General features: G+C 62.4%; 17 protein-coding genes and 1 pseudogene. 11 read left to right on the top strand and 7 right to left on the bottom strand.

The window, feature by feature from the left end; translation table 11 throughout:
• Window positions 1-7 precede the first annotated feature (7 nt).
• Both OVA00_RS03325 and OVA00_RS03320 read left to right on the top strand, forming a co-directional pair.
• A pseudogene (locus OVA00_RS03325) lies at window positions 8-779 on the top strand (ABC transporter ATP-binding protein).
• 113 nt (window positions 780-892) lie between these two features.
• On the top strand, window positions 893-1,279 hold the full coding sequence (locus OVA00_RS03320; RefSeq protein ID WP_268087980.1) for a hypothetical protein: 387 nt from the start codon (window positions 893-895) through the stop codon (window positions 1,277-1,279).
• A 112-nt stretch (window positions 1,280-1,391) separates the two neighbouring features.
• Here OVA00_RS03320 and OVA00_RS03315 read toward each other — a convergent pair whose 3' ends face one another.
• From OVA00_RS03315 to OVA00_RS03300, 4 genes are all read right to left on the bottom strand, one after another.
• The gene (locus OVA00_RS03315; protein WP_268087979.1) at window positions 1,392-2,414 is read right to left on the bottom strand and encodes an LLM class flavin-dependent oxidoreductase; all 1,023 of its coding nucleotides are present in this window, start codon (window positions 2,412-2,414) and stop codon (window positions 1,392-1,394) included.
• A 133-nt stretch (window positions 2,415-2,547) separates the two neighbouring features.
• Window positions 2,548-2,862: a cupredoxin domain-containing protein gene (locus OVA00_RS03310; RefSeq protein ID WP_060585612.1), complete on the bottom strand. Its 315-nt coding sequence runs from the start codon at window positions 2,860-2,862 to the stop codon at window positions 2,548-2,550.
• 8 nt (window positions 2,863-2,870) lie between these two features.
• Window positions 2,871-3,392 (bottom strand): DUF4142 domain-containing protein, encoded by a 522-nt coding sequence (locus OVA00_RS03305; protein WP_268087977.1) that lies wholly within the window; start codon window positions 3,390-3,392, stop codon window positions 2,871-2,873.
• 89 nt (window positions 3,393-3,481) lie between these two features.
• On the bottom strand, window positions 3,482-4,180 hold the full coding sequence (locus OVA00_RS03300) for an RNA polymerase sigma factor (protein ID WP_442780433.1): 699 nt from the start codon (window positions 4,178-4,180) through the stop codon (window positions 3,482-3,484).
• Between the two features lie 304 nt (window positions 4,181-4,484).
• Here OVA00_RS03300 and OVA00_RS03295 point away from each other — a divergent pair, with 304 nt between their 5' ends.
• The 3 genes from OVA00_RS03295 (at window position 4,485) to OVA00_RS03285 (ending at window position 8,069) form a co-directional block, all read left to right on the top strand.
• Window positions 4,485-4,895 (top strand): hypothetical protein, encoded by a 411-nt coding sequence (locus OVA00_RS03295; RefSeq protein WP_034789708.1) that lies wholly within the window; start codon window positions 4,485-4,487, stop codon window positions 4,893-4,895.
• Window positions 4,896-5,220: 325 nt separating this feature from the next.
• The gene (locus OVA00_RS03290; RefSeq protein WP_192356926.1) at window positions 5,221-6,924 is read left to right on the top strand and encodes an amidohydrolase; all 1,704 of its coding nucleotides are present in this window, start codon (window positions 5,221-5,223) and stop codon (window positions 6,922-6,924) included.
• Window positions 6,925-7,130: 206 nt separating this feature from the next.
• A complete protein-coding gene (locus OVA00_RS03285) occupies window positions 7,131-8,069 on the top strand; it encodes a LysR family transcriptional regulator (protein WP_060519278.1) in 939 nt (312 codons plus the stop codon).
• Window positions 8,070-8,126: 57 nt separating this feature from the next.
• Here OVA00_RS03285 and OVA00_RS03280 read toward each other — a convergent pair whose 3' ends face one another.
• Genes OVA00_RS03280 through OVA00_RS03270 form a run of 3 tightly spaced genes read right to left on the bottom strand, consistent with a single transcriptional unit; the run spans window position 8,127 to window position 10,598 of the window.
• The gene (locus OVA00_RS03280) at window positions 8,127-9,959 is read right to left on the bottom strand and encodes a carbamoyltransferase family protein (protein ID WP_060528964.1); all 1,833 of its coding nucleotides are present in this window, start codon (window positions 9,957-9,959) and stop codon (window positions 8,127-8,129) included.
• A gap of 11 nt (window positions 9,960-9,970) precedes the next feature.
• Window positions 9,971-10,120 (bottom strand): DUF5989 family protein, encoded by a 150-nt coding sequence (locus OVA00_RS03275; RefSeq protein WP_089043047.1) that lies wholly within the window; start codon window positions 10,118-10,120, stop codon window positions 9,971-9,973.
• A gap of 46 nt (window positions 10,121-10,166) precedes the next feature.
• Window positions 10,167-10,598 (bottom strand): SxtJ family membrane protein, encoded by a 432-nt coding sequence (locus OVA00_RS03270; RefSeq protein WP_034789693.1) that lies wholly within the window; start codon window positions 10,596-10,598, stop codon window positions 10,167-10,169.
• A 317-nt stretch (window positions 10,599-10,915) separates the two neighbouring features.
• Between OVA00_RS03270 and OVA00_RS03265 the strand changes: the two genes are divergently transcribed.
• The 6 genes from OVA00_RS03265 (at window position 10,916) to OVA00_RS03240 (ending at window position 16,750) form a co-directional block, all read left to right on the top strand.
• Window positions 10,916-11,083 (top strand): hypothetical protein, encoded by a 168-nt coding sequence (locus tag OVA00_RS03265; RefSeq protein ID WP_156400694.1) that lies wholly within the window; start codon window positions 10,916-10,918, stop codon window positions 11,081-11,083.
• Window positions 11,080-12,888, top strand: a complete 1,809-nt coding sequence (locus OVA00_RS03260; RefSeq protein WP_268087974.1) for a sensor histidine kinase — start codon at window positions 11,080-11,082, stop codon at window positions 12,886-12,888. Before OVA00_RS03265 ends, OVA00_RS03260 begins: the two co-directional genes overlap by 4 nt.
• On the top strand, window positions 12,849-13,532 hold the full coding sequence (locus OVA00_RS03255) for a response regulator (protein ID WP_268087972.1): 684 nt from the start codon (window positions 12,849-12,851) through the stop codon (window positions 13,530-13,532). Before OVA00_RS03260 ends, OVA00_RS03255 begins: the two co-directional genes overlap by 40 nt.
• 382 nt (window positions 13,533-13,914) lie before the next feature.
• The gene (locus tag OVA00_RS03250) at window positions 13,915-14,328 is read left to right on the top strand and encodes a hypothetical protein (protein ID WP_060519282.1); all 414 of its coding nucleotides are present in this window, start codon (window positions 13,915-13,917) and stop codon (window positions 14,326-14,328) included.
• 66 nt (window positions 14,329-14,394) lie between these two features.
• Window positions 14,395-15,642 (top strand): hypothetical protein, encoded by a 1,248-nt coding sequence (locus OVA00_RS03245; RefSeq protein WP_268087970.1) that lies wholly within the window; start codon window positions 14,395-14,397, stop codon window positions 15,640-15,642.
• 25 nt (window positions 15,643-15,667) lie between these two features.
• Complete coding sequence (locus tag OVA00_RS03240; RefSeq protein WP_268087969.1) at window positions 15,668-16,750, top strand: SGNH/GDSL hydrolase family protein; 1,083 nt, start codon at window positions 15,668-15,670, stop codon at window positions 16,748-16,750.
• Window positions 16,751-16,768: the final 18 nt, after the last annotated feature.

The raw sequence follows: 16,768 nt of genomic DNA, 5'->3' as shown, positions 1-16,768 counted from the left end.
ACGTTCCATGAGCGTTACCCAGAACCCTCGCCGGGGAGAGGTGACGATCCGTCACCTCTCCAAGTCCTACCGCCTGAACGGCACGCCCTTGCCTGTGCTTCGGGATATCAACCTTAATATCCGCTCCGGCGAGACGCTCGCTATCGTCGGCGCCAGCGGTTCGGGCAAGACGACCCTGCTTCGGGTGCTGGCGGGTCTTGAGGATCCGGATGCCGGAGAGGTGCTGATCGACGGAAAGCTGACGAGAGGTGTCGGCACCGACCGTGCCGTGATCTTCCAGGAGCCGCGGCTCCTGCCCTGGCTGACGGTGCTCGACAATGTCGGCTTCGGGCTGGAGACGCGTGGTCTTTCCCGTGGGCAGGCGCGAGACCGGGCGCGGCGCTACGTGCAACTGGTCGGCCTGCAACAGTTCGAAGACGCCTATCCGCGGCAATTGTCGGGCGGTATGGCGCAACGCGTCGGCATTGCCCGGGCGCTTGCGGTTCAGCCGGAAATCCTGCTGCTCGACGAGCCGCTGGGCGCGCTGGACGCCAATGACCAAGATCAGCATGCAGCAGGAGTTGGCGCGGATCTGGCGCGACGAGGACGTGACGACCGTGCTCGTCACCCATGATCTCGAGGAGGCGATCTATCTCGCCGACCGTATCCTCATCCTGCCGCGCGAAAAGGGCGGCGAACCTCGGCTGATCGAGATCGACCTGCCGCGGCCGCGCGACCGCAGCGCCAGCGCCTTCGTGCGCCAGCGCGAGGAACTGCTCGGCATCTTCGGACTGCACTAAGGTCGCGTGCGGAACGGTTGCAGCGATTACGCGTTATTCTCTCTCGACGTTCGCATCCACCGGGGGCGATGCTGCCAGATGGTCGGATGCTCAGCCGAGACAGGAGCAACGCCATGAAGCTTTCGAACGGAATGTCATTCGCCGCAATCGTTTTTGCCCTTGGCACGGCAACACCGGCGCTCGCCAACGGCTTCTACACCGGCATCGATCCGCACAATCCGCCGGGCACCCAGAACCGGGTGCTCTACGGGCAACCCTACTATGTCGAACCCGCGCCCGGCCCGGTCTATGTCGAGCCTGTAGAGCCGCAAGTCTATGTCGATCCGATGCCGACTGGCAGCATCTATGTCGATCCGTATGTCGATCCGGCGCCGGGTTATGCCTACCGCCCGCCGGCCCGCACGCTGGGTGATGCCCGCCAGCGCTATACGGGCGAGTATCAGAGCGGCGGACAGGGCGACTACTATCTGGGCGTCGCGCATCCGCCGCAGGTTCCCTGAAGAACCGGCTAAGCGAAGGGGCGCGGCAGTACCGCCGCGCTCCCTGATTCGGCCGGGTGCCTGAATTCAGATGCCTATTTCAGATGCCTGGAGTTTGAGGCGTCGCCTGTCGCTAGCGCCAACCAAGTGCCGGCGCGACATGCTTGAGGATCGCCTCGATCACATGGGCGTTGTACTCGACGCCAAGCTGGTTCGGGACCGTCAGGAGCAGCGTGTCGGCCTCGGCAATCGCCCCGTCCTTTGCCAGTTGCTCGACCAGCACGTCGGGTGGTGCGGCGTAGCTGCGCCCGAAAATCGCCCGCGTCTTGTCGTCGATGAAACCGATCTGGTCTTCCTGTTTGTTTCCGCCACCGAAATACATGCGGTCGCGATCGTCCACCAACGCAAAGATGCTGCGGCTGACCGAGACGCGCGGCTCGCGCATGTGCCCCGCCGCCTTCCAGGCTTCCCGGTAGGCGCGGATCTGGTCGGCCTGCTGGACATGGAACGGCAGCCCGGTTTCGTCATCCTTCAGCGTCGAGCTCTGCAAGTTCATGCCGAGCTTGGCGGCCCAGACGGCTGTGGCGTTCGAGCTTGCGCCCCACCAGATGCGTTCTCTGAGGCCCGCGGAATGCGGCTCGAGGCGCAGCAGGCCGGGAGGATTGGGGAACATCGGCCGCGGATTGGGTTCGGCGAAGCCGTCGCCGCGCAGGACGTCGAGCAGCACTTCCGCGTGCCTTCTTGCCATGTCGCTCTCAGTCTCGCCCTCGGACGGCTGGTAGCCGAAGTGGCGCCAGCCATCGATCACCTGTTCCGGCGAGCCGCGGCTGATGCCGAGCTGCAGCCGACCACCGGCGATGAGGTCGGCCGCACCCGCATCCTCGGCCATGTAGAGCGGGTTCTCGTAGCGCATGTCGATGACGGCGGTGCCGATCTCGATCCGGCTCGTCTTTGCACCGACCGCCGCCAGAAGCGGAAACGGCGAGGCGAGCTGGCGGGCGAAGTGATGAACGCGGAAATAGGCGCCGTCTGCGCCGAGTTCTTCGGCCGCAACGGCGAGATCGATCGATTGCAGCAGGGCGTCGCCCGCCGATCGCGTCTGCGACTGCGGCGAGGGCGTCCAGTGTCCGAAGGAAAGAAAACCGATCTTCTTCATGGCCGTGCCGCCTCCTCGATGGAACCAGACGCTTCCATGGCATAATTCGGTTTCCGGATACAGCCGGTGTCCGGTGACTTCGCCGTGAACGGCGGCGCGTGGGGATGCGCTCGCACCGCCGTCCTCAAGTCTTTCATCGCACCTGCAGGCGCGCTTTCATATTCGGGTGAAAGCGGCAGGTATAGTCGAAGGTTCCGGCCTTGGTGACGGTGAGTGTCGCCATCTTTTTCGGTGGTATCACCACGTCGAAATCACCCTTGGCCGTTGCCGTGTGCGCCATGACGTCCTTGTTGTCCCACTCGATCACGTCGCCGACGGCGGCGCTGATTTCAGCGGGCGAAAACACGAGCTTTTCGATCGTCACCCGGATGGTCTCCGCCCACGCCGATGGCGCAGCCAGCATCAGAGCCAGGCCGAAAAGGGCGCCAAGGCTTCGCTTCCGGATCATGGCGCGGCCTACTTCATCATCCCGGCGACATGCTCGGCATGTTGCTGGTGCCCCTGGAACAGCTTGAGCCCGGTCTCCAGCAGGTCCTTGAGCTCGGCATTCTTCGCGGAGGGAATAAGCAGGGTTTCAAGCGCGCCATTGACCTGCTTGTGGTAGGCCACCTCGTTGGCGACATAGGCCTTGTCGAAGTCGGCGCCGCTCAGCTTCGCCAGCTTTTCGCGCTCTTGCGTGGCCGCTTTCGTCAGCGCGCGGCTGGTGTCGTTGTCTTCGGGCGTCACCTTGAGCTTCTTGACGAGATCGAGGGCCTGCTTGTTCACGACCTCGTGGTCGCGCAGCATGTCGTTGGCAAACCCGATGACCTCCTTGTCCTTCGAGACTTTCAGGGCCTGCTTGGCGGCCTCGATATCGATGACGCCGGCGGTATAGGCGATATGGGCGATTTGCGGATCTGTGACCTTCGTGTCGGCTGCATGGGTAGCGCCACCGATGAGACAGGCGACGGCGAGGGCTGAAGTGAAACGGGCATACATCGGGAACTCCTTTTCCGGCCGCAAGTGGCACCGGTCTTGATGGATGACACCCGTTGGATGCGCGCCGCAGTCAAAGGTTCCCGAAAATGTCAGCCTGATAGCCCGAGCCGGTGCATGACCGCCTCCGTCAATCGCGCGCAGCGACGTCCGGCGAAGGGAAAGGCATTCATGAGCACCGGCCCGACCTGGCGATCGATCTGCTGACGGACGAGCTGACGAGCCCGGTAGAGGCGGCTCCTGACCGTCTTTGGGTTGATGCCGAGGAGGGCAGCGGTTTCTTCGACGCTCATCGCTTCGATGACGCGGGCGGTAAAGACCAGGCGGAAGGCTTCCGGCAAAGCGTCGGCGGCCTCTTCCACCAGCCGCAGGATCTGACGCTGCGCGAGGCTGCGTTCCGGATCGTCGGCGTTCGCAGCATTGGGAAAGGGTACGATCTCGGCGCCGGCGTTGTCCGTCGCAAGCGGAACCTCCCGTCGCGTCGCCGACCGGCGCAGGCGTCCGAGCGCCTCGTTCAACACGACCCGATGCAGCCAGGTGGCGAGGCTGGCATCGCCACGAAACGTTTCGAGGTGTTCGAACGCGCGCAGGTAGGCTTCCTGCACCACATCCTCGGCGATGCCGTCGTTGCGCACGACGGCGCGCGCGATGCGAAAAAGCCGCTGGTTGTGCCTTGTCATGATGATCCGGAAGGCTTCCGGATCCCTCGCAAGCGCACGCTCGACGAGAGTCTCGTCCGTCAAATGGTCCGCTTCCGCCGTGGCGGGTTTTGTCTGCACGGCATCCTTCATCATCCACCTCCAAACCACCGTTTGATGCGGATCGGGCAAAAACGTTCCCGAGAAAACATACGCCGCGATAGCGGCAACCGAAATAGGGACAGGGGCGTGCTTCCAGTTCTTCGAGGCGGCATTTTCGCGTGTTTTCGCCAGCGGAAGTTGGGCCTTGGCGCGCCGTTCGCGCAGCGGTATTGGCAAGCCCTCTTTTTTTCTCTGGCCAGGGAACTGTGGTTCCCTCTGGCGAGTTTGAGGATCGGCGACCCCGGTGTGCAGGGGCGCGTATCGCGGTCGCATCTTCGCACTAGGAGAGACGACGATGAAGCATCAAACAATAGAACAGTTGCAGGCGCTCGCCGAAATTCGTCCCGATCCCGTCATGACGAGAACGGAACGGCTTCAGCGTTGGGCCGAACTCTTGGAAAGCAATCCCGATCGCCGGCTTGGCACGCTTTCCGGTACTGAACGTGCGACTGCTGCCGTGCGTCAGGCCATGCAGGTCAACGGTTCGCCCATGACCGTCGCCTTCGAGGATACGCAATTGCGCCTCGCGGGGCTCGCAGACGACAGCTACGGCGAAGCAAAACGCTTTTTCGAAATATCGGATCATCAGCTGCACGACATCGTCTGCGACTGCAATTTCGGTAGTTCGGTGCGGGCTGCCTATGCCGCCCGTCGGGTTCGCGCGGCCATTGGTCTCTGGCCGCGTCTGAAGGCGCTCTTTAGCTGAGGGCTGAGCCCATCGGCCAGCCTCGGGGGAAGCCAGGGCGCCAGCCGGAAGCTTCCCTAACCTCCTGTTTCTCGTAAGCGGCGCGGCCTCGCTTTCGCGCCCGGTAAGGATATTGCGCCCGACTGGGTGGCAAACCTGGTTTTGGTCAGCCCGAGCCGATGCGCACCGCGTTGCAACGGACACAGTGTGGTCGTCGCGCGGCATGGCGCAAACCTAGCCCGAGGGAGTATATCGCGATCCTCCCCTCTTGCAGCATCATCCCCTCAACGCCGGTGCCGCGCGGCTCGCCGGGGGTGGAGGGATGTAGCCGCGGGAGGAGGATTTCATGACATTGGCAGCAGTAACCCGGGCTCTGGGTGCAACGTCCGCGCTGGCGATCCTGGTCGGCACGGCGCAGCCGGTTTGGGCCGCACCCGATCTGATCGTGCTCAACGGCGACGTGCGCACGGTGGACCAGGGCAAGCCGAAGGCACAGGCCTTCGCAATCGAGAACGGCAAGTTCACCGCAGTCGGCAGCAACGACGAGATCAAGGCACTGGCCGATGCCGAGACCAAGGTGATCGACGCCGGCGGCAAGACCGTGACCCCTGGCTTCATCGACGGGCATACGCACCTCACATCTGGTATGGACATGGTGACCGGCGTCGACCTCTCCTACATCCCGGACAAGAAGACCTGGCTCGAAAAGATCAAGGAAGCCGATCAGCGCCTGCCGAAGGGCGTCTGGCTGATGGGCGGCGGCTGGGACTACACGCTCGGCGAGGGCAAGCTGCCGACAAAGGAAGACCTCGACGCCGTGGTGCCGGATCGCGTGGTGGTCCTGCGAGATATCGATTTCCATTCCGTCTGGGTCAATTCCAAGGCGCTCGAAGTGGGCGGCGTTACCGCGAAGTCGGAAGTCGAAGAGGGCGGGCAGGTGCTCTTGAACGACAAGGGCGAGCCGAGCGGCATCCTGCTCGAAAAGGCCGGCGACCTCGTCGAGAAGCATCGTCCGGTGGCGACCGACAGCGAGCGGCGGGCAGCGCTGCTTGAGACGATGAAGTTTGCCAACAGCCTGGGGATCACCGGCGTCAACGACATGTCGGATCTCGCCGCCGTGCACGACTATGCCGCGATCCTTTCGGAAAAGAAGATGCCGCTTCGCGTCTGGTACGGCTTCTTCGAAGGAGATCCGAAGAAGATTGCCGCAGCGGTCAAGGATCGCGACGAGGTCGACAAAGCGGCCGCCGATTCCGGCGAGCAGGAGGTAAAGGGGCCGATGCTCAAGCTCGGCTACACCAAGTCGGTGATCGACGGGGTGCTCTCGACCCGCACCGCCTATATGCATGAGGACTATTCCGACCAGCACGGCTGGAAGGGCAAGCCCTTCGAGACCAAGGAGCAGCTGGCGGCGGCAATCAAGGCCTCCAACGAAAACGGCTTCCCGACGGCGGTGCATGCGATCGGCGATGGCGGCGTCAGCCTCGTTCTCGACGCTTTCGCCGAAGCCTCCGTGCCCCGGCCGCAGCCGAACCGTATCGAGCATATCGAGGTGGTCGAGACCAAGGACATCCAGCGCTTCAAGGATCTCGGTGTCGTCGCCTCGATGCAGCCGAACCATGCGACCGGCACGATCGGTAAGTACATCACCGAACGCATCGGTACCGATCGCGAGCCGCGGGCCTATGTCTGGCATTCGATGCTCGACGCCGGCGTACCGCTGGTGTTCGGTTCGGACTGGCCGACATCGCCGCTGAGCCCGCTGACTCAGATCAACGATGCCGTCTTCCGCGAGAGCCCCTTTGGCTTGGGTGACGGTCCCTGGCACCCCGAGCAAGCGGTCACCTTCGACCAGGCCCTGCATGGTCTCACCCAGGCGGGTGCCGACATGACGCCTTGGGGCGGTGAGATCGGCTCGATCAGCGTCGGCAAGTGGGCGGATTTCGTCGTGATCGACGGCACTCTGTCCGATCCACTCGACCGTTCGATCCGCGAGCGCAAGGTGGAGGCGACCTATCTCGCCGGAAACGAGGTCTATCGCCGGCCCTGATCGGGGGCGGCAGCGTCCTTCTCTTGCCGGTCGCCGTGCGAGGACACGTCGATCGGCAGCCTTCCCACCGATCCAGATCACGCTCGGCCGGCGCTACCAGCGCCGGCCGATTTGCCGTTCAGGGCCATGGTGCACTGGCTTAGTGCCTGAAAATTCATAATAATTGCGCTTCACTTTGGAGCTTATCAAGCTAAGGACGCGATGGAATGGCGTTGGACTCGTTGGACGTGCGGCTGCTGCGGATCTTCGTGACGATCGTGGAGGCGGGTGGTTTCGCGGCTGCACAGGGCGAGCTCAACCTGTCGCTCTCGACGATCTCCAACCATATCTCGGCGCTGGAAAGTCGCCTGGGTCTGATCCTCTGCCAGCGGGGCCGGTCCGGTTTCCGTCTTACCGAGGAGGGGCGTGCAGTCTACGAGGAGGCCAAGCGCCTGTTCGGCACGATCGACCAGTTCGATATCCGCATGAAGGGGCTGCAACACCGGCTGAACGGCACGCTTTCCGTTGGTCTGATCGACAACACCCTGTCCGACCCGGCCTCCCGTCTGACCCGCGTCTTTGCGCGGATGACGGATGAAGCGCCCGAGGTGGCGCTTTCGATCGTCACCCGACCGCCGCATGAACTGTTGCGCGACGTGATAACGGGCGAGCTCCACATCGCGATCGCGAGCTTCCCGCGCACGACGCTGGGGCTCGAATATGTCGATCTTTACGAGGAGACGCAGCGCTTCTATTGCGGGGCCGAGCACCCGCTGTTTTCCCGCGATGACAGCACGATCGAAATCGACGACATCCGGTCCTACAATCTGATCGGTCGCTCCTACTGGAATGCGCGCGACCTCAAGATCTTCTCTATCGCCAATCCGCGCGCGACGGTCAGCGACATGGAAGCGGAGGCGCGGCTGATCCTTTCCGGGCGCTATCTCGGCTATCTGCCCGATCACTTCGCCAGCCGTTATGTCAGCGAAGGGTTGCTGCGGCCGATCCGCCCGGACCTCTTCAGCTACAGGGCGCCATTCCAGGCAGCCTTCGACAAATCGCGGGCGAAATCGGGGCTGGTGCCGTTTTTCGTCAAGCTGCTGACGAGCGAGTTCGGCGTCGCGCCCTCCGGCCGAAGCGCCTCGCGGCTGCGTGCCGGACGTTAGAACGCCGGGTCGCTGCTGCGGCCCGGCGTTCTGAAGGAACAGATTACGTGGCCGGTTCTAGTCGAGCTCGAAGTTCTCTTTGTAGTCCTGCTTCAGGTGCTCCGGCTGGTTTTCCTTCTTCAGCATGCAATTGCCGACGACGAGGCGCTCGATCTCCGTTCCCATGAAGCAGCGATAGGCGTCTTCGGGATTGCAGACGATCGGCTCGCCACGCACGTTGAAGCTGGTGTTGACGAGCACCGGGCAGCCGGTGCGCGCCTTGAACCGGGTCAACAGCTCCCAGTAACGCGGGTTGGTCTCGCGGTGCACCGTCTGGATACGGGCGGAGTAATCGACATGGGTCACCGCCGGTATTTCCGAGCGCGGCACGTTGAGCAGATCGATGCCGAACAGATTTTCCTGCGGGTGATTGGCGTGCAGGCGGCGGCTTTCCAGGACGTCGCCGACAAGCAGCATGTAAGGGCTGTCGGTGTCGATATCGAACCAGTCCGACAGGTCTTCACGCCGGATCGACGGAGCGAAGGGACGGAAGCTCTCGCGATACTTGACCTTGAGATTGAGCATCTTCTGCATCGTCGGCGAACGGGCGTCGCCGAGGATCGACCGTCCGCCGAGAGCCCGCGGTCCGAATTCCATCCGCCCCTGCATCCAGCCGACCGCTTTTTCCTCGGTCAGCGCCGAGACGGTGGAGGAGGTGATCTCCTCGTCCGAGAGGACCTCGAAGTTCGCCCCGGCGTTGGCAAGCCGCTGCTCGACTTCACCTTGCGCGAAGGCCGGTCCCAGATAGCCGCCCGACATGGAATCGCTGTCCTTCACGACACGCGCGCTTCCAAGATATTCGTGCCAGACCGAGAGGGCCGCCCCGAGGGCGCCGCCCGCATCGCCTGCGGCGGGCTGGATCCAGATATCGTCGAAGATCCCGGCCTTCAGCAACTTGCCGTTCGCCACGCAGTTGAGCGCGACGCCACCGGCAAGGCAGAGGTTCTTTTCGCCTGTCTGGCGCCGGGCATAGCGGGCGAGCCGCATGACCGCCTCTTCGGTCACGACCTGCACGGAGGCCGCAAGGTCCATCTCGCGTTGGGTCAGCGGCGATTCCGGCTTGCGGGGTTCGCCTCCGAAGAGGTCGTGAAAGGCCGGCGAGGTCATCTTCAGGCCCGTGCAATAACCGAAATAGTGCTGGTCCAGACGGAAGGAGCCGTCGTCCTTGAGATCGATCAGGTTGTCGAGGATCGTCTGCGCAAAACGCGGCCGCCCGTAGGGCGCAAGCCCCATCACCTTGTACTCGCCCGAATTGACCTTGAAGCCCGTGTAATAGGTAAAGGCCGAATAAAGCAGGCCAAGGGAGTGCGGGAAATGCAGCTCCTTCAGGAAGTCGAGGCGATTGTCATGGCCATGGGCAAGCGATGTGGTGCACCACTCGCCGACGCCGTCCATGGTGAGGACTGCGGCTGAGGCGAAGGGCGAGGGAAAGAAGGCGCTCGCTGCATGGGACTGGTGGTGCTCGGTGAAAAGCAGCGAGCCATCCCATTCCTTCTTGCCGACAAGCTTGCCGAGATCCTTGCGCAGCATCTTCTTCTGGAAGAGCTTTTCCTTGATCCAGACCGGCATCGCCACGCGAAACGAACTGAAGCCGTGCGGCACTGTCGCAAGATAGGTCTCGACAAGCCGCTCGAACTTCAGGAACGGCTTTTCGTAGAAGACGACATGGTCGATGTCGTTCATGGTGCAGCCTGCTTCCGACAAGCAGTACTCTATTGCCCGCGCCGGAAAATCGGGGTCGTGTTTCCGGCGCGTAAAGCGCTCTTCCTGTGCAGCGGCTACGATGCGCCCGTCTTCGACGAGCGCGGCCGCGCTATCGTGGTAAAAGGCCGAGATACCGAGGATACGCACGATGGTGCCGCCTAGAACAGCGTATAGATGAAGGGGGCGACGGCCGTTCCCTGCGTCAGTACCACCAGGGTTCCGAAGATGGTCGTCATGACCAGGATCGGCAGCAACCAGTATTTCTTCCGGTTGCCCATGTAAGACAGGAGTTCCCTAGCAAGGTCCATTTTCGTGTCCTCTGTCCGATACAATAAGGGATAGGTTCTTCAAATTTCAGAACTGGTTTTTCATCGTTGCCTGGGCTGCTTCGCCCTGTGGCTTGTCGATCCAGTAGGTCTTGGCGTTCTTGTCGAACTGTTCGGTCAGCGCGTCATTGCCGCGAAGCCTGAGATAAATGCCGATCGGCACGAAGGTCGTGACGTAGATCAGGAACATCACGACCGGATTGACGATCTTGAACAGCACAAGGCCGAGCCGCATCCAGAGATGGTTGGCGCGTGTCAGGGTCGAAGGCGCGATCAGGGCCAGCACGACCAGAACCACGCCGATCAGGGCGAGCACAGCCGTTACGGTCGTAATCTCGGAAGCCCGCCACCATTTCACGAGCGCGATCAGGGTAAGGATGCCACCGACGGTGTAGCCGAAACTTCTGTTCGACGGTCCTTCCGGGGGCTTCTCGTTCAGTGGTCCGTGAGAAATGCTCATTGCTATCCACCTCAAAGCGGTTAGCTAAAAAACGCACAATTTTCATTGTGCCGACGAATGAAAAACTCTTTAGTCATTTATATTGGGAGAATATGAGCGGCAAATACTGGGGTAGGTCAATATGCCAATGGATATAGAGGGTCATATCCGGCTTACGATTCTTGGCGCGATCTTCTGATACTCGGGTTGATGTCCGCCGGTCGGCCCTGTTCCAGGGCTTGCCTGCAGCAGTGCAAGGTTCGTGTGGTCCGGGCGCGCGCGCGTAACCTTGGCTATACTGGTGGCGAATGCATTTGAGCGCTGGAAGAGACGAGCGTATGCTGACGACACTTGAATATGCTGATTGCAGCGGCTGCCAGGGCCGTGCCGTCCTCGTCGTCGAAGATGCGGTCGGCGACGGTCGGTGGCCGCGATTTGATTTATTCTCGCTCGTCACGCGCAGGGTTGTTTTCAAAGGGGCGGCGCAGAGCGGAGACTTGGCATGAAGCTAGAGCCGTCAAACCGTTTCAGCGCCCGCCGCGTGAGCCCGACGGCGGCCGCTCCACCACACGGTGCCGGCGCGCCGATGGATCTGGACCAGGCGTCCGGCCGCAAGGTCTGGACGAACACCTTCCGAGCTCGTTCCGACAAGGTGATCGCCGTCGGGCGCATTCTGCTGGCGCTCGGCAGCGTCTGGATCGCCTGGCTCGATTCCGTTCACGTGCCGCTGCCGCCAGAGCCCATCTACTTCCTGCTGATCGGCTATCTCTTCTATGCCATCGCGGCCGCCTTCCTCGTCTGGCGCACGGAGATTTCGCGCGTGCGCGGCACGCTGGTGCGTCACATCATCGATGTCGCGGCGTTTGCGATCTTCATGTCGATGACCGACGGCCCGGCAAGCCCGTTCTTCATGCTGATGCCGTTCACTTTGCTGTCCGCGACGCTGCACTGGCGCTGGCGCGGGGCGCTCTACACCGGTCTCGTCTGCCTGGCGGCCCTGCTCTACCTCGGTTACTTCGATGCCGGCGATATGCTCGATCCGGATGCCGATACGACGACGAACGCCTCGCGGATCCTCTTCATCTTCGTTGCGGCTGCGCTGCTCGTCTGGCTGGGCGCACACCAGGAGGCGGTCCGGGCCGAGCTTCTTCGGCTGGTGCAGCGAACACCGAGCCAGCCGCGGGGACGCGAGTGGCCGGCGCGCGCGGCCCTCGATTATGCCGCCCATGTCATGCTGGTTCCGCGGGCCCTCTTGTTGTGGACCGATGCGGAGGAGCCCTGGACCTATGCGGCCCTGTGGAACGAAGGCGAACTCGAGGTCATGCAGATGCCGCCCGATGCCTTCGGTACCTGGACGGACGAAAAATTGCTGCGCAGCAGCCTGCTTGTCACCGAGGCCGCGCGTGGTCGCGTTCTCGTGCATATCGGCGAGGGGCGGTTTCATCAATGGTCGGATCCCGATCCCCCGATCTCGCCAGCGCTTGTGGAAGCTTTCAACATCAACGCCGCGGTCTCGACCTTTTTCCAGGTCGACGATCTGCAGGCGCGCCTCTTCGTTCTGGAGCCGCCTGCGCTCACGCTCGATGACGTGGCGATCGCGGAGATCATCGCCGACAGGATCAAGGCGCTGTTCGAACAGGCGATCCTGGTTAGACGCCTGAGTGACGAGGCGGCCGTCGACGAGCGCATCCGCATCGGCCGCGACCTTCACGACGGGGTGCTTCAGGCGCTTGCGGGCACAGCACTGCAGCTTCAGTCGCTGCGCAAGCTCAAGGATGCGGGGCCGGATGTGCTTGCTGAACGCCTCGAGGCCATCCAGGCGATGCTGCTCGAAGAACAGCGGGAGCTTCGCGGCTTCATCCGCGCGCTCGAGCCGGGTGGCAATCTCCAGGCTACCGGCGAAATGCAGCTCGAGCGTCAACTGGAAGCGGTGGCCGCACGGCTGCGGCAGCAATGGCAGATCGACGTCTCGATCGCCTTCGACCCGCCGTCCGGCATCGACCTGCCGCTGGGGCTGACCTACGAGCTTGCGCGCATGACGTCCGAAGCGACCGCCAACGCGGTCAGGCACGGCGGCGCGCAGAAGGTCAGGATCACGCTCAGCATCGACAACGGATCGATCGTGCTGACGATCGACGACGACGGGGTCGGCTTCGGTTATGGTGAGCGTCTTGACCATGCCGAGCTTGAACGAGAAAAAATCGGACCGCGGAGCCTGCGTGAACGGGCGGCAGCGCGTGGCGGAAAACTTGCGATCGAAAGGATAGCGGAATGGACTCGAGTGGTCGTCATGCTGCCAATGCCGCAATAGCGTTGCGCGCGGTCGTCGTCGACGATCATCTGATCGTGCTCGACGGGCTGCGCCGGCTGATCGAGACCGTGCCTGGCTGGGAGGTGGTGGCGACCTGCGAGCGTGCGACCGATGCGCTGCAGGTTCTGTCCGAGCGGGGCGCCGATATCGTCGTCGCAGATCTTCGCATGCCGCATATGGACGGGCTCGAATTCATACGCCGGGTGCGCAGCGCCCACCGACAGCAGATCGCGATCGTCATCCTGACGGCTGATATCGGTGACGATCAGGTTGCCGAAGCGATCCGGCTCGGAGTGAACGGCATCGTCCTCAAGGAACAGGCCCCGGACACCCTGCTCGACTGCATGAATGTCGTGGCCAGCGGCAAGACCTATTTCCAGGATCAGGCGCTGAAGTCCGCGATCGAGCGGATACGCGCGCAGGAGGCCGTTGAGACCCGGGGCGTCGACCTCCTGACACAGCGCGAGATCGAGGTCTCGCGGCTGGCGGCCTCGGGGATCCGCAGCAAGGAGATCGGTGCCCGGCTCGGCATATCGCCGGGCACGGTCAAGCTGCATCTCCACAGCATCTACAGCAAGCTCGGAATCTCGACGCGCGTCGAGCTGGCCAATCTGGCGAACCGGCTCCCGAATAGCCCACTATGACGGCGTCGCCCGCGCTTGCAGGCCCCCTGCTTCTGGCCTGAGCCTCCCCTTTCGAAAACATCCAGCCAGCGACGAGAGGCCGCGACCGGCGCTTTCTGCCGCAAGCGAACTGTAAGAAACAGGGCCGGAGTATATCCATCTGGATATATTCAGAACGAAAATCCTAGGATAGAGTTCGGAATTGTAAGGCGTCTCCGGCAGAGAAGTGAAACCTCCGAAGCTCATGTCGCTATATAACGAATAAGTTCATGTTTTCGTATTCTGAAGATATTGACGGTGTTCTTCTCTGTTCCGGAGAGCCACTATGCATGTTCAAAGTGTTATTGAAATAGCTGAAACAGACGGTCGGCTTCCGGTCGAGATAATCATAAAGGGTTATCGTTTGAGCCAGAAGCGGCTTACCGTCTTCGTTTTAAACGAGGTGACGCCGGCCGCGGTCAACCGGATCCTGGATCCCGTGGTGCCGACGTTGCCTCTTTTCATTCCCGGCGTGCTTTACGTCAAGATTTCGGATGATGCCCGCGTGCGGGAAGCGGTCGAGACGGCGGATGTCGTCTATGCCGCGACCAGCCTGTTTCGCGATCAGTTGACCGGCTACGGGACTTTGCCCGGGCTGCTTCGACCGATCGAGCTCCTGCGGCCGGATTCCTCCAAGCGCATCCGGCTCGCAGATACTGGCGAACACGCAGGCTCCGACGAACCGAAGCGTCCCTCCGTCGCAAAGACATCGAGGCGCACGACCACCTATCTCGCCAGCCTGGCACGGTCCTATTGGCGCGAGGCCGGAAGCGCCTGAACCGGGCGATGCGGCAATCATCCGAAATGCTTCAATACAGATCGCACAATCAAGGTGTCAGCTGACATGCCCCGAAAAGCCGAACGTCAGGATGCGCTCAACAACAACAATCCGACGGCGACGCCTGCGGATTTCAGCGATCAGAACAAGCCTCAATCGAGCGGAATCCTGCAGCGCATGCGCCGTTCGCGCAATTTCGGCGGTGTCATGGATGGGCTGATAATTCTCGTTTCGGGACTTGTCGCCATTCTGCTGTGCGAACTGCTGCTGCGTCTGGTGCCGAGCCTGCAGCTTCCGGTCGGCGAGGGCGAATATGTCTATTGCGGCGTGCCGCGGGGGCGGCATCAGTCGCACGCGCTCTACGGCTATACGGAAATACCGGGCAACAGCTACTTCGAGCGTTTCAGCCCGCTCGATCCTTGGAACCGCGTCCAGATCAACCGCGACGGTTTCCGCGACAATGCGACGGGCACGGGTTCGCCGGTGTTCGTCCTCGGCGATTCCATGGTGCGCGGCTCGCTCGTCAAGGAAAGCGAAACCTTCAGCTCGCTCCTGAACGCATGGCACCCGCAACTGCTGCTCAAGAACTACGGCACCGGCGGCTACGGCCAGCCGAACGAGATCCGGGTCTATGAGGACAAGGGCCACAGCATCCCTCATAACCTCGTCGTCGTCGGGCTCTCGCTCAGCACCGACCTTGAGGACAATGCCGAGCGTGCGGTTCTGACGCCCTCGTCCGTCGATATCACGGTCGAGCCGGCCGGTAGCGGAACCAAGAAGCCCAGCCTCGCTTTGCAGGCACATCTGTACCTGTGGCAGAACAGCAAGCTCTACAACTGGTTCTATTCGACCCTGCTCAGACCCTATGTCGGCGACCGGGCGTCCCGGCGTGACATCGGCCATGCGATCGAGCTGACGCGGCGCCTGTTCGTCGGGCTTGCCGACGATGCCCGCGCCAACGGCGCCGAGCTGCTCGTCGTCATCCTCCCGGGCTGGGCGGAACTGGTTGGTCGCGACGACGGCCTGCAGCCGGAAAAGCAGCGCGAAATGATCAAGGCGCTCGCCGCTGCGACGCCCGGAGTGTACGTGGTCGATCCGACCGAAAAGCTCTCCGCCAACGATCCGATGAAAACCTATGGCATCGGCGACAAGCACCTTTCTCCGCTCGGACATTTTCTTGTGGCCGAGGCGATCGACCAGTGGCTGGTCAATGATTGGAGCGGCGGCAAGGGCCTGACGGTCGGCGAGCACCAGTTCGCAAAAACCGCTCCGGTGGAGCCAGATTGCCTGAAGTTTTCTCAGGTCGGACAGTAATCGACGGACCTGAAAGGAAGATCCGATGAATTCCAATGCAACACGTGTCGTTCAAATGGAACAAAACAGCGTCCGGAAATCCTCCATTCTCAAGCGAGCCCTGCTTGCGGTTCTCGCGACGGCTTTCAGCCTCGCCCTTTGCGGCCTCATGATTGAAGGCATGGCGCGCACCGTCTTCGACAACGGCATGGATTTCGACCTCGAGATGTGGAAATACGCCCGCGACCTGAAACGGGTCAGCGCCGAGCCGGCGATCGGCCACGAGCATATTCCCAATTCGAGCGGCGTCTTCATGGGTGTGCCGGTCAGCATCAACTCGATCGGCCTGCGCAACCGCGAAATCGGCCCGGTTGCCGCCGGGACGACGCGGGTGATGATGCTCGGGGATTCGCTGACCTTCGGATGGGGCGTGAAAGAGGAAGATACCCCCTCCAGGTTGCTGGAAACGGTCCTCAACGGCGGCAGCCAGGGGGCGCCGAAATACGAGGTGATCAACACCGGTGTCGGCAACTACAACACGCAGATGGACGTCGCCTATTTCATGACCAAGGGCGTCGAGCTCAAGCCGGACGTGGTCGTCCTCAACTATTTCATCAACGATGCCGAGCCGACGCCGCGCCGTCACGAGGTCGGCTGGGGCGAGTATTCGCAGGCCTATGTCGTGCTTGCCTCGGCGGTCGATAAAATCTCGCGCATCTTCCTCGGCCGGGCGGACTGGAAGGCCTATTACCGGGGCCTCTATGAAGACGACCAGCCCGGCTGGACGGAAGGGCAGGATGCCATGCGGCGGCTGATCAGCTTCTGCCGCGAACGTGGCATCAAGCTCGTGCTCGTCAACTATCCCGAACTGCATGAAGTCAAGCAGTATCCGTTCCCGGAAGTCACCGGCGCGGTCGAGAAGATCGCCGAAAGCGAGGGGGTTCCCTTCCTCGATCTTCGCCCCTCGGTCGAGGATCTCGTTCCCGAAACGCTGTGGGTATCGCCATCGGATGCGCACCCGAACCGGATCGCCAACGAGCGCTTCGCCGCCGCGATCGCCGGAACGCTGGAACGCTCCTATCCGGACCTCTTCGCCGGAGCCGGATCGGTCGCCAAGGTCCAGCCGTGAGGCTAGCGCGACCGGCTG

The sequence above is a fragment of the Ensifer sp. SL37 genome (assembly GCF_026672675.1).
Taxonomy (GTDB): Bacteria; Pseudomonadota; Alphaproteobacteria; order Rhizobiales; family Rhizobiaceae; genus Ensifer; species Ensifer adhaerens.
The sequence above is the reverse complement of the archived record's forward strand: the minus strand, read 5'-3'. Positions and strand labels throughout refer to the sequence as shown.